Source organism: Paenibacillus tianjinensis, from assembly GCF_017086365.1.
GTDB lineage: Bacteria > Bacillota > Bacilli > Paenibacillales > Paenibacillaceae > Paenibacillus_AQ > Paenibacillus_AQ tianjinensis.
The window spans coordinates 2,384,628-2,396,927 of the sequence record NZ_CP070969.1 but is presented as its reverse complement, the minus strand read 5'-3'; the positions used below and the strand labels follow the sequence as shown (position 1 = coordinate 2,396,927).

The window sequence follows — 12,300 nt, the reverse complement described above, 5'->3', positions numbered from 1 at the left end:
TTTTTACGGACACGTATTAAATCATTGACGATCGCTTAATGCCATGCTATCTTTAGCGAGTAACTAATTGTAAGTTCATTAATAAAAACTAGCTATTTATATTTATTAACCAATACATAAATTAACGGAGGCATTACTTATGAGTACTTTTTCAGATTTGGTCCAAGCCCGGAGATCTGCTATGAATTTTGTGGAGGGAGTTACGATTTCTAAGGCAGAGCTGGAGGAAATGTTCTCACTCGCCCGCCTTGCCCCTTCAAGCAACAATCTGCAGCATGCGCATTACAAGGTAATTACTGATCCGGTTGTTAAAGAACAGCTGCACAAGGATGCCTATAACCAGTACAAGGTTCACACTGCTTCAGCTGTAATTATTGTTTACGGGGACAAAAATGCTTACCTGCAGGCGCCTGAAATTTACAGCGGCCTTAAGCTGCTGGGGGCGATGAGCCAGGAAGAATACGACAGCACCATCCAGTCGATCAATGATGCTTATAGCGGAAATGACCAGTTCCAGCGCGATGAAGCGATCCGGAACGCGTCCCTGTCGGCTATGCAGTTCATGCTGATTGCTAAAGATAAGGGCTGGGATACATGCCCGATGATCGGTTTTGACCCTGCTGCGGTCAATGCTACGCTGAATGTGCCGGATAATTTCGTGCCTGTTCTGATGATTACCATCGGCAAGGATAACAAACGCAAGATCAGACCCCGCGGCTACCGCAAGCCGGTCAATGAATTTGTTGATTTCATCTGATCCAAACCATCTATATTCTATGCAAAAGAGCCTTCCGGCATTACGCCGGAAGGCTCTTTTGTGTTCTTAGCTGGTTAATCGAGAGGAAATCGCTCCTACACTTTGCGGAAACGCCACAGGACGCTCTGGAAATCCCCATGCAGTGCAGGCAGCGGCAATCCGGCATACATCAGATGATCTCCGCCGAATACGCCTCCGCCCTCGACCCATTCATAATCCGCTTCGGGATCCAGCCCCTTCAGCCGCAGGTAATGCAGCGCATCATTCGGCTCCGCTAGAGTCCGTGCGTACATCACGACGGCTTCGGATTTGTCCTCCGCTGCGACCAGCCACGCCGTTTCATTGCCTTCAAACGGGCTAAGCAGCCGGTACTGCTCCCCGAACTGCACAAGATTGCGCAGCTCTTTATAGAGTGCCACCTGTGCCTGAACAGCCGTCTTTTCATCCTCCGTGAACTTCGTTAGATCGAGCTCATAGCCGAAATTGCCCGACATCGCGACATGTCCGCGCAGCTCCAGCGAAGTGCTGCGATGAACCTGATGGTTCGGCACCGCCGATACATGGCTCCCCATGGCGCTCAGCGGATAGACGATACTGGTTCCATATTGGATTTTGAGCCGGCTGATGGCATCGGTATTATCGCTAGTCCAGGTCTGCGGCATGTAATAAAGCATTCCCGGGTCAAACCGTCCGCCGCCGCCCGAGCAGCTCTCGAACAGCACATCCGGAAATTCAGCGGTGATCCGCTCAAGCACTCCATACAGGCCAAGCATATAGCGGTGCGCGGTCTCCCGCTGTCTCTCCTGCGGCAGCAGCGCCGAGCCGATCTCGGTCATATTACGGTTCATGTCCCACTTCACATAGGAAATCGGCGCGCTGCGCAGCACATCCGCCACCCGGTCGCCAATCGCCTGGCAGACATCCGCGCGGGAGAAATCCAGCACCAGCTGCATCCGCGCTTCCGTTCTGCGCCGGCCATCCACATGCAGGCACCAGTCCGGATGCTGGCGGTACAGCTCGCTGTCCGGCGAGATCATCTCCGGTTCGAACCAGAGGCCAAACTGCATGTCCAGCTCGTTAACCCGGCGGGCCAAATCCTCAAGGCCCTGCGGCAGCTTCTTCTTGTCCACAAACCAGTCACCTAGAGAACTGCGGTCATTGTCCCTGTGGCCGAACCAGCCGTCATCCAGCACAAACAGCTCCATACCCAGCTCGCTTCCCGCACGGGCAATATCTTCAATCTTGTCAGCGGTGAAGTCGAAATAAGTGGCCTCCCAGTTGTTGACAAGCACGGGACGCGTACGGTCACGGAAGCTGCCGCGGCTTAATCGGGTCCGGTACAGCCTATGATAGGTCCGCGACATCGCTCCCAGACCTTCCGGAGAGAAGACCAGCACGGCTTCCGGTGTCTGGAATGACTGGCCCTTCTCCAGCAGCCAGCTGAAATCAAAAGGATTAATCCCCACGGATAAGCGGGTCGTCCGGTATGGATCAACTTCAGCCTGGGCGGTAAAGCTGCCGCTGTATACGAGGCTGACGCCATAGACATCTCCATGCTCCTCATCTGCACCTTTCGATAGCAAGGCAATGAACGGGTTATGTGCATGGCTGCTTGCCCCGCGGCGGCTCTCGATGCCTTGCATACCGGAAGCAAGTGCTCTGCGCTCCACATAGCGCTCACGCGCCCATGAGCCGGAGAGATGAAGCAGCTCATAATCCGCGTCGCGGAAGTCTACGCTCATGCTTAGTCCGCGTAGCAGCTTCAGCTGTTGTCCGCCTTCATTCACAAATTTGACGGACCTCGTGATGGCATTCAATGCCTCGAACACGGTGTAGCTCAGAATAATCCGCAGTCCGGCGACCGGATCAAGCAGCTCTAGCTCCAGTGTCTCTGTTTCATTCTCCTGCTCGACATATGTAGCCGGCATACCTTCCAGCTTGGGCTTGCCCTGATAAATCCGGTGTGTATCATAGATTGCCTCAGAAGCTGTAGTCCCGTTCTCCGCCTGAATCTGATAAGCCGGATGCCGGAAGTCCCCTACCCCATAAGACGGGTATTCCTGGGCGATGGTGTCATAGGATATCGACATGTCTTCAGGATATGGACTAGGCGAAAAAGAGCAGCGCTCCGTCCGCTGAAGGATGGCAGACAAGCCTGTTGAACGGATTTTTCTGCCCCAATAGACATGCGCCGGCACCCCGGTGGGCAGCAGTTGAATGACATAGCTGGTGGACTTGCTCTGAAGATGAAAAATGCGCTCTTCGGCTAAATATTGAATTCCCATTTAAACCTCCTTAAGGGTTGTGAGCCTTGCTTCCTGACCTTCTCCGTGTATAGAACCGCAGCGGAAGAATAGACTAGATTTTGTTAGCATCTTTTTGTTAGTTTACGCTACTTTATTAATATTCAATCGCGTTCATTATAACTTGTAATCGCTTCAAAATCACCCTGCAAAAGCATTCATCTCGCGTATTGAAGAATCGCAATCGCTGCCCGCTCCCGCCGTTCGGCATCGCCGCTGTGCAGAGCTTCCTTCAGCACGGCCACGGCCAAATCAAGAGTGTCCTGATCAACGGTTGCCGGACTTCCGCCAAACCTGGTGTCAGCCCCCGCATCTCCGATCCATAGCTCCAGCCTTGCCGATGGAAGTGTCCCCTGATAACGGGAAATCAGCGCATCCTCCGCCAGCAGCTCCCCTGCAATGGAATTCAGTGAATGCCGGGACATGCTTTTCAGCCAGGTTACCCCCCGCCGGTGACACCGGCCATCCTCCTCGTTGTCATAGGTGTCTTCATAGAAATAGTCTCCCAGATCGCCCAGGTGCACCCATTCCCCGTCTGCAATCAGAACATAGTCCCCGTCCTGCATATCATGTACAAACAGCTCCAGGTGGTCCACTGCCGCTTCCAGTTCCTGTTCCCCACAAACTCCGCTCTGCAGCAGCTTCACCCGTATATCCTCACGATCGGCCTGCTGTAAATCTCCCGTACCGGGATAGCCGATGCACAAATAATTATCCTCAAGAAACTCCCGGGTCCGCTCCACACCAAGGGGTGTTGTCTTCATCTGAAACAGCTTCATAGTCTCTCACCTCTCCGGTTTATTATACAGGATAAGCTGGCAGTAGACCGCCGTGAATTATTTTCAAAAAACTAAGAATCAGCCAGAATAATAGCGCTTACATTAGCGTTTATTGTAAAATAGTCCTGTTTTACAACCATACGGCTTTTTACTCCCCGTGAGAAGCAGGGTATACTTTAGACATCAACTCAAGGGAACCTTACACTGCTGGAAGGAAGCCTGACGGGCAGGTAAAATCTCACCGCAGCAATCCTTAGCCGCTGTAATCCCTGAGCTTGAGACTATATCTTTGATCCTGACACTAAAGCTTTCAATCCATCCCGGAACGAACTGGTATGAGCTTCTTAAAGCTCAAATGTTGAACATCAATCCTAGCGTGGCCAGAGGATGAATTAGAGAAGATTTAATGTGCAGGATAGGCAAATTTACTGCCGCCTCGGACGATTTCTACCCGGCTGAGTACAAAGGATAGGATAAGGAGTCTGAGAAGAACATGGGTATAGTGGTTACTACGTAAACCTCTATTGTTGATGCAAATCAATAATAGGGGTTTACCTGTGTTACAGGCACTTTTTTATACATATAGAATCACCAGTGTAATCTTATAAATCAGCGCCGGGCAGCAGCCCAATCACATGATCCCATGGATGAATATCCTGACTATTATGCCCAGGACCGAGAGTCCGATAACGATGCGTGAGGATGTGATAACGCTGAACCGAAGAATCCAAACAAGAAAAGCGCTATGAAGAGGCCTCCATCTGGCGCCGCCAGGAAGCGTACGAATGGACTCTTATACTGTGACCCCAGGTACGGCTTCACCGTGAAGCTTCCCCGCTGGTGGAAATGCTACACCTCCGTTAAACGAAGCAGTCGGCTGAAGGATGCAGAATATGGCGTATTTTTCAGGTTTAAATACAAAGGGAAGATCTATGAAGATGCACTAAGTCTGTTAGTCTATAAAATGAGCTTGAAGCAGTGGCATGACGAGGGGTATGCTGAATCTCCGATAATATTCCTGGCTTACCGGCAGGGACGAATTTTCGCCTACACGGTCCCGGAGGAGCTTCCGGATGAGTTCCTCAATCCATCAAAGGACGACTATGATTACCGGAAATACGGCAGGCCGATACGTCTGCTGAAGCGCATGGTCAATGATGATGTGCCTAAGATTGCAGGAACCTTCCGGTTGAAGCGCCGCTCTTCCCGCTGATCTATTTAGCCTCTGGAGATCCTATGTCTAATGACTTTATGTCACAGGCATAGGATCTCTTTGTCCGCAGCTCCAAAAATAGCTAGCCCCTCTTCAAATGCAGCATGGAGCCCGTGCCTTTTTGAAATTCATAAGGAACCCGTACTTCTTCTGTGCTCCAGCCCTGGCTGTGAATAAAGCGGATCAGTTCATCTAAATGCGGATATCTCCGGCAAGACAAATCCACCAGCGGGAAAATACGGATTTCCGACTTCGTTACACGCAGCAGTTCGCGGAGGGTCTCCAGATGAAAATCAACATCCAGCCTGTCACCGTACATGAACAAAAAATGAGCGGATAAGGTCAGATCAAAAGCCTGATCGGCAAAAGGCAGTACAGGCAGCTCTACTGCTACATAACGCTCCTGATGGGCCAATCTGTCTACGGTGCTCACAGTCAGCGCTTCCGTTCTTGCCTGCTTCAGCCCCTCTATGGTTTGAAAATCGTCCCAATTGAAATTATCGCGTACCCTATCAAGCTGAATCAATGTATGCTCAATATCGGCGAGTCCCTTAGCCTGAAGGAATTCTGCCGAATAACTGTAGGCGATATCGGCCGCAACAGCCATGGCTCCGTGCCGGTTCGCTTCCGCAGTGAAGGAGCAGGCTCCTGCAGGACAGTCAAGAATACTCCGCCCACGCAGCTTATCCGGCTGTAAATCAAACATCCTCATATACTCGTCAAACGTCCGGCCAATAAACACAATCCGCTCTAAATCCAATTTGGCTCTACTCATCTGCACTCATCTCACCTTTCTCTGCTACGCTCTTCTCAACTAAGTTAATGATTACCCTGCGCGGCAAGCGCGCTTTGCAAAAATTGGTACAAGCTTAAGGCGGCCAGCTGTAATGGATAATCGGCAGTTCTGCAGGCTATTCCGCAGCTCATGTCCACCGGTCCGTCCTGCAGCCTCTTTTCCAGGGTACCTGCCGGCAAAGGCTGTAGCGTTGACTCCGGAACCAAGGCCATCCCCAAACCGCTCTGCACATAATATTTTAAAGCACTCATGCTGCCGATTTCCATAGTATTCAGCGGCGGCCCTGCGGATTCCTGCAGCACACTTTCCAATTTCTTGCGATACGGGCAGCCTGCGGCCGTAATGAGCAGACGATGCTCCCTGAGCTGACTCGCTGTAATCTGTGGTTCAGCCGCCAGCGGATGGTCTTCCGGCAGGAGCAGCACGAATTTTTCCGTAAAAAGCGGCTCATAATGCAGCCCCTTGCCCATCTCCGGCACTGAGCAGAGGATCATGTCCAGTTCACCCTTCAGCAGACGTTCCGTGAGCGCCGATGTACTGCCAATGTCGACTGAGATCTCTATGCCGGGATGCATTGTCATGAACTCCCGCAAAAGAGCCGGCAGCCGGTAACTGGCGGTAGGATCAGTCGCTCCAAGCCGTAGATTCCCGGCTTCGCCCGCCGTCAATTCACCCAATCTGTTCTCAAGCAGCTCCATATCTTTTACAATCCGCAGGCTTTGTTCGTAGAGAAGACGTCCAGCCTCAGTTAAACTAACCTGCTGTTTCCCCCGTTCGAGCAGTGGCATCCCAAGCTCCGCCTCCAGCTTCTGGATTTGCATGGTGACCGTAGATTGGGCATAGTTTAGTTCTTCCGCGGCCCGGTTAAAGCTCCTGGTATTTACAATGGCCTGGAAGGTTTTTAAGGTTTTGAGCTCCATAGGTATCCCCTTACAATTCACAATAATTGAATCAATTCTTCAGTTAATTCAATTATACAGAATCAAGAGTTAACTTTAAAATAGTTTATATCGAGAACAAAGCTATATGTACAGAGGAGAGGATACAAATGGAACTTGCAGGAAAAGCAGCGCTTGTGACCGGCGGAGGCACTGGGATTGGTAAGGCTGTCAGCCTGGAGCTGGCCCGACGCGGTGCAGCAGTCGCCGTGAATTATTCCCGTTCCGCAGCAGAGGCCGAAGAAACCGTGCGGGTAATTAGAGAACAGGGCGGACAGGCCATTGCGGTACAGGCCGATGTGTCTAAAGACAGCGAGGTCCGGGGAATGGTCGGGCAGATCATTACAGCATTTGGAACGCTTGATCTGCTGGTGAATAACGCCAGCATCACCAGGCATATTCCGCTTGCGGATTTGGAAGCTGCTGGTGATGAGGTGTGGGATGAGCTGTTTGATGTCAATGTCAAAGGAATGTTCTACTGCGCCCGGGCAGCGGCCCCTTATCTGAAGCAGAGCAAACAGGGGGCAATCGTCAACCTCGGAAGCATTGCGGGGAATACGGGCAACGGTTCTTCGCTGCCCTATGCGGTCTCCAAAGCAGCCGTCCACGGCCTTACTAAATCGCTGGCCCGCGCCCTCTCCCCCGATGTCCGGGTTAACTGTGTCGCTCCGGGTGCAGTCGCAACGCGGTGGTGGGCAGGCCGGGAGGAACAAATGCATAGCCTGGCACCGAATCTGCTATTGCAGCGGATTGCGGAACCGGAGGATATCGCAAGGTTCATCTGCGCTGCACTTACACAGGAGGCCATGACAGGGCAGATCATCACGGTGGATAGCGGACAGACGTTATAGCGGCAGGACTTCATGATTGAAACAGCCTCATCTTCCACCGCAAAGTGAAGGATGAGGCTGCTCGTTTAAGTTAGCTTATGGTTTAAATCAGTGCCTCACTTTCCGCCGCTTATGATTATGAGGGTTCATTGCCCCAGACCAGACTGCCGGAACCGAATCCAGCGGCAGGCGCCGCCGATATCCGTTCGGGCATAAAACGGTTCAACATTTCAGAAATATGTCGCCAGATAACGTACCATTTTCACACTAAATATTACATTTTTAGTCAAACCAAAGACTCTGCTAACAAATCAGCAAAGTCTCCTTTGCCTAATGCGTCAGGATGAACTCATCCAGCTTGTTGCCGTCGATATCATAAGCCTCAAAGCTAAGCATACGTCCACTGACGGAAATCCCGGCGAACATCGGCTGGTTATTCTGGAAATGGACTTTATGGTAGAACTGATCCTCCTTTTTCTCGTTGAACTTGGATCCGGAAGCGTTCGTAACCACATAGACCGTTCCCCTGGCCGCTCCTACCGGCTTCTCGCCTTCGGGCACGATGGCACCGTCAAGCAACGGATAAGACCTGGAATATTCATGATTGTGACCCTGAAGGACCAGATCGACCTGATATTTATCAAAAATCACTGTCCAGTCCTCCACCTTCTTATAGGTGTTGCCGCCATAGGCCGGGCGGTGCATCGCCACGATTTTCCACGGCTTATCCGTGCCCGCCAGATCCTTTTTCAGCCAGTCGGCCTGCTTTTTCAGATTACTCTCCGTATTGAGTACTGTTACATGCACCGGTCCATAATTGAAGGAATATGAAGTCCCTGCGATCGAGCCTTTTGCCCCGTTGCCCGGCAGATTGAAATGGGAGGTGAATTCCGCCGCCTGTCCGTCGATCTCATCATGATTGCCTGTCACCGGCATCAGCGGGATGCCTGAAATCCATCGTTCAGCATTGCTGAACAAGCTGTCCCAGGCCGCCGAATCCCCCGGAGTCTCCGTGAAGTCACCATTATGCACAATAAACTGTGCCGACGGGAAGGTCTGAAACGCCTTATTCAGCGTCTTGCCCCAAATATCGAAATCCGCCGCCGTCACACCCTGCGAGTCGGTTACATTGATAAACGTTACACTATCGCTGTCCACCTTCGCCGTTGTGAACTGCACCGCTGCACTCCATTCACCTACATTGCCCGTACCCACTCTGTATGTATACAGCGTACCTGCCTCAAGCCCGCTAACCTCAGCTTTATGGACACCTCTGCTGCCCTTATCTGTCTTGATAACCGTATTATCAGCTTCCACCTTGATTACAGCTTCTTCGTCAAAAGCGGCTTTCCCGCCTATCACTACTTGCAGCAAGCCGGCAGCGCCGGAGTCTTCGGTGTACCAGGTGAACGCACGGCCGTTCTCCGCATCACTTTTGAAGGTAGTGACCAGATTATAGGGTATACCGGAAGACAAATTCTCCGCAGTCCGCCCAGACTTCAGCCATTCCAGCGCCACCGCAGCCACAAATAACACGAGAATGATGATTCCGATGATGAGTACAGTCTTTAAGTCTTTCATCCTATCCCTCCTAAACCCGTACCTATGTTTACAAACATAGCCTCCGGCAAGCCTGAAAGTCAAATCCGAAGCGAAATACCACGAGATCATCCGGAAGATGCTGGGCGGCTGTCTGCTGGATAGTTTAACAAAAATAGTTTAATCCCATCTAAAATCCAATACGGGATTAGCATTACATGACGTAAGCAAACCTCTGGATTATATTGAACTTTGCTGGAAAGAAAACCAAACCCAAGCACGCGTTACATACTTAGTGTTCTATGAAAATGAGTTTGCAGGATGGGGACATGTCGTCTTTAAATCTCATTACCCGCACTTTGCTGAAAACAACATTCCCGAAATTCAGAATTTCGATATCATCCCCCCTTTTAGAAAACGCGGCATAGGGAGTGCTCTAGTTGAAGTCCTTGAAGAAGCAGCATTTTCCAGATCAAATTCGATCGGTATTGGTTTTGGATTATATGCCAGCTACGGAACCGCGCAACGGTTGTACGTAAAACGGGGTTATATCCCTGATGGCAGGGGAGTCATGTACAATGATTTACCTGTCGAACCCGGAAGTCAAGTTTGTATCGACGATGAACTTGTTCTTTACTTAATAAAATCAAAATGAGCTGGGAAATTCCAGCCCTATACACAAAAAAACTGTGGACCGCTCACCCCCTATTGGATGAAGCAATCCACAGCTTCCTATTATCGTAGTTATTTAAATATGCTCCCAGTGCTCCAGCCCTACTCCTTCTTCCCCCGCAGCAAACTAATCGCCGCCAGCAGGAACGACAACAGCGAGATCCCCAGCGTGATATACAGCAGCGGCGAGGTGCCGTTTGACTTGTCCACGTCCGCCATAATTGCATTGTGCTCATCCATACTCATAGAACCGCCGTTTCCCATATCCATATCCATTGAACCATGTGAGTGGCTGTCACTGCCTGCCGCTGCCTCTACAATCCCGGTAATGGAATGCGGGGATTCCGAACCTTCCTCGCCGGACCACTGCACTAAGCTGCCATCCGCATAATGCTGATAGGCATCCCAGGCGATATCGCCTGCTGTATCCGGGTTCTGGGCTGTAAAATAAAAGCGCTGGAACTGGCCGGCCTGAATGCCTTCACCAGTCGCCGTCCAGCTGACTTTATTGCCGTCAATGGTCACGTTCCAGCCCGGCACAGCCTCGTATTGCTTGAATGCGGCACCTTCCGGAATGCGCAGATCCACCTGCACGGTGGCAATGTCTTTTTCCGAAGGCACTTTCAGGGTATAAGTCTCCCAGGCACCGGTGGTGGACTCGGCCGGAGTGACGGTTACATGCGCACTGGCTACCGCTGCAAACAGCATCAAGGCTGCCGCCATGGGAGCAGTCAAAGTTGTTATTTTACGAAGCAACGTATTCAAGATCATTCCCCCTATTTATCTTCTCGATGATGTTAAAGTTTAGCTATATTCAGCTTCTATCTCTTCCGCGGAAAATCCCGCTCACGTGAAGCCAGCCCCTGCTCCAGGGCATAGCGCGTCAGCTGCGTTCGATTCTGTAGCTGAAGCTTTTGCAGGATGTTTTTGAGATGGTTTTTGACCGTGTGCTCGGAGATGCCGAGGGTTGATGCAATTTCCCTGTTCGTGGAACCAGAGGAGACACAGCCCAGTATTTCCTTCTCCCGCGCCGTTAATGCTTCCCGTTCCTCCTTCACAGAGGTCACCGCAAATTCCTTCAGAATCTGAAAGGCCAGCTCCCGGCTAAGTGGAACCTCTTCACTAACAATCGCCAGCAGATATTCGATCCAGGTCGATGGAGCCAGATTCTTCAGCAGATATCCCTGTGCACCCTGCTTCAGGGCCTCAAACAAGTACGAAATTTCATCAGAAACAGTGACGATCACGATCTTGACATACGGATATTCCTGCTTGATCCGCCGTGTGGTCTCCAGCCCGTCCATTCCCGGCATTTCAATGTCGATCAGAATGAGGTCGGGCATCCATTGCCCGGTCCAGACCATCGCCTCGGCTCCGCTTCCCACTGCACCAATCACTTCGAAACGTTCATCCAGCGACAGGATCTCGCCCATCGCTTCACGTGCATGCGCATGATCATCGACGATCAGTACCCTACAGCGGTTCATCCGCAGGCCCCCCTTTCGTTAGTTCGACAATCGTACCCCCGGCACCGGATTTCAAGGCAAGCTGCCAGCCCATACTCTCAGCACGCTCCTTCATGATCTGGAGGCCGTAACTGCCGCTCACCGCAAATGGATCGCTATGTATAATACCCGCTCCGTTATCCGCAACAGTCACTCTCCAGTGCCGCTGACCGCCCTCACCGGAAATGGTAACTCTGCCTGCCCGAGTATGCTTGCGCACATTGATTATCGCTTCACGGATGCAGGACAGCAGCTCGGCTTGTTCCGCAGCCGTCAATGCATCCTCCTGCAGGCTCCAATTCAGCGTGACACCAATCATCACCTCACTGGCGATGGCCGAGAGCTGCTCCTTCACTGAACGTTCCAGGGAGAACTCCGCCTTGCCAGAGACCGGCACCTTGAGACTGGCAATCGCCTGACGCACGTAACGGTTTACCTCATGGACCGTCTTTTTAATCTGATCTACACTCTCTGCGCTAATCCCGCCCTGCTTGCGGCTCTGCTCCAGGCGGTCAATCCGTACCGATAACAGGAACAGGGACTGCGCCATCCCTTCATGCAGCTCCTTGGCCAAGCCTTCGCGGGCTTCCATTGCAGCCTTTGCAGCCCGTTCCTGTTCCAGCTCCCTCTGATTCCGCTCCATCATCCGGAACAGCGGCAGCAGCAGCATAATGCTGAACAAAAAGACCAGTGCAGGCGTTAAATAGTTCCCCATATCCATCGAAATATAAGGCATCAAAAACTGGTGGCGCACCAATTCCCAAATGCCGACCATGACCGTTGGAAGCAGCAGAATTAGCAGCTTAATTCTCGTATACGTTGCTGTCCCCTCCTAAATCCTGATTCTAACCTTACCATCTCCGGGTAAGCTCCGGCATGACTCTTTCGGGCTATGCCGTTTCTATAATAGTTACAAATTTAAGTATTTAAAATATAACTCTCTCACCCGGGAGACTGGCAGAACCTCT

At 51.5% G+C, this 12,300-nt stretch carries 12 protein-coding genes; 4 read left to right on the top strand and 8 right to left on the bottom strand.

Translation table 11 applies throughout. From position 1 onward, the window contains the following. Positions 1 to 139: 139 nt before the first annotated feature. Positions 140 to 757 carry a nitroreductase family protein gene (locus JRJ22_RS10480; RefSeq protein ID WP_206104395.1) on the top strand — a complete coding sequence of 206 codons (618 nt, stop codon included), beginning with the start codon at positions 140 to 142 and terminating at the stop codon, positions 755 to 757. Positions 758 to 852: 95 nt separating this feature from the next. Here JRJ22_RS10480 and JRJ22_RS10475 read toward each other — a convergent pair whose 3' ends face one another. Together JRJ22_RS10475 and JRJ22_RS10470 are read right to left on the bottom strand one after the other, a co-directional pair. Further along, positions 853 to 3,042 (bottom strand): alpha-galactosidase, encoded by a 2,190-nt coding sequence (locus JRJ22_RS10475; RefSeq protein WP_206104394.1) that lies wholly within the window; start codon positions 3,040 to 3,042, stop codon positions 853 to 855. 176 nt (positions 3,043 to 3,218) lie between these two features. Beyond that, positions 3,219 to 3,839: a hypothetical protein gene (locus JRJ22_RS10470; RefSeq protein ID WP_206104393.1), complete on the bottom strand. Its 621-nt coding sequence runs from the start codon at positions 3,837 to 3,839 to the stop codon at positions 3,219 to 3,221. A 745-nt stretch (positions 3,840 to 4,584) separates the two neighbouring features. Here JRJ22_RS10470 and JRJ22_RS10465 point away from each other — a divergent pair. Further along, positions 4,585 to 5,052: a hypothetical protein gene (locus JRJ22_RS10465; protein WP_206104392.1), complete on the top strand. Its 468-nt coding sequence runs from the start codon at positions 4,585 to 4,587 to the stop codon at positions 5,050 to 5,052. 82 nt (positions 5,053 to 5,134) lie between these two features. Here JRJ22_RS10465 and JRJ22_RS10460 read toward each other — a convergent pair whose 3' ends face one another. Together JRJ22_RS10460 and JRJ22_RS10455 are read right to left on the bottom strand one after the other, a co-directional pair. Next, positions 5,135 to 5,827, bottom strand: a complete 693-nt coding sequence (locus tag JRJ22_RS10460) for a class I SAM-dependent methyltransferase (protein ID WP_206104391.1) — start codon at positions 5,825 to 5,827, stop codon at positions 5,135 to 5,137. Between the two features lie 44 nt (positions 5,828 to 5,871). Further along, positions 5,872 to 6,768, bottom strand: coding sequence for a LysR family transcriptional regulator (locus JRJ22_RS10455; RefSeq protein WP_206104390.1), 897 nt, complete (start codon positions 6,766 to 6,768; stop codon positions 5,872 to 5,874). Positions 6,769 to 6,896: 128 nt separating this feature from the next. On the opposite strand from JRJ22_RS10455, the gene JRJ22_RS10450 reads away from it, so the two are divergent. Continuing rightward, positions 6,897 to 7,637, top strand: coding sequence for an SDR family NAD(P)-dependent oxidoreductase (locus JRJ22_RS10450; protein ID WP_206104389.1), 741 nt, complete (start codon positions 6,897 to 6,899; stop codon positions 7,635 to 7,637). A gap of 309 nt (positions 7,638 to 7,946) precedes the next feature. On the opposite strand, the gene JRJ22_RS10445 is transcribed toward JRJ22_RS10450, so the two are convergent. Then, positions 7,947 to 9,197 carry a purple acid phosphatase family protein gene (locus JRJ22_RS10445; RefSeq protein ID WP_206104388.1) on the bottom strand — a complete coding sequence of 417 codons (1,251 nt, stop codon included), beginning with the start codon at positions 9,195 to 9,197 and terminating at the stop codon, positions 7,947 to 7,949. 193 nt (positions 9,198 to 9,390) lie between these two features. On the opposite strand from JRJ22_RS10445, the gene JRJ22_RS10440 reads away from it, so the two are divergent. Beyond that, on the top strand, positions 9,391 to 9,810 hold the full coding sequence (locus JRJ22_RS10440; protein ID WP_332461395.1) for a GNAT family N-acetyltransferase: 420 nt from the start codon (positions 9,391 to 9,393) through the stop codon (positions 9,808 to 9,810). Between the two features lie 119 nt (positions 9,811 to 9,929). On the opposite strand, the gene JRJ22_RS10435 is transcribed toward JRJ22_RS10440, so the two are convergent. Genes JRJ22_RS10435 through JRJ22_RS10425 form a run of 3 tightly spaced genes read right to left on the bottom strand, consistent with a single transcriptional unit; the run spans position 9,930 to position 12,107 of the window. After that, the gene (locus JRJ22_RS10435) at positions 9,930 to 10,592 is read right to left on the bottom strand and encodes a YcnI family copper-binding membrane protein (protein ID WP_232381100.1); all 663 of its coding nucleotides are present in this window, start codon (positions 10,590 to 10,592) and stop codon (positions 9,930 to 9,932) included. Between the two features lie 56 nt (positions 10,593 to 10,648). Continuing rightward, positions 10,649 to 11,314, bottom strand: coding sequence for a response regulator (locus tag JRJ22_RS10430; protein ID WP_206104386.1), 666 nt, complete (start codon positions 11,312 to 11,314; stop codon positions 10,649 to 10,651). After that, on the bottom strand, positions 11,301 to 12,107 hold the full coding sequence (locus JRJ22_RS10425; RefSeq protein ID WP_206104385.1) for a sensor histidine kinase: 807 nt from the start codon (positions 12,105 to 12,107) through the stop codon (positions 11,301 to 11,303). The genes JRJ22_RS10430 and JRJ22_RS10425 overlap by 14 nt, the downstream gene beginning before the upstream one ends. Positions 12,108 to 12,300: the final 193 nt, after the last annotated feature.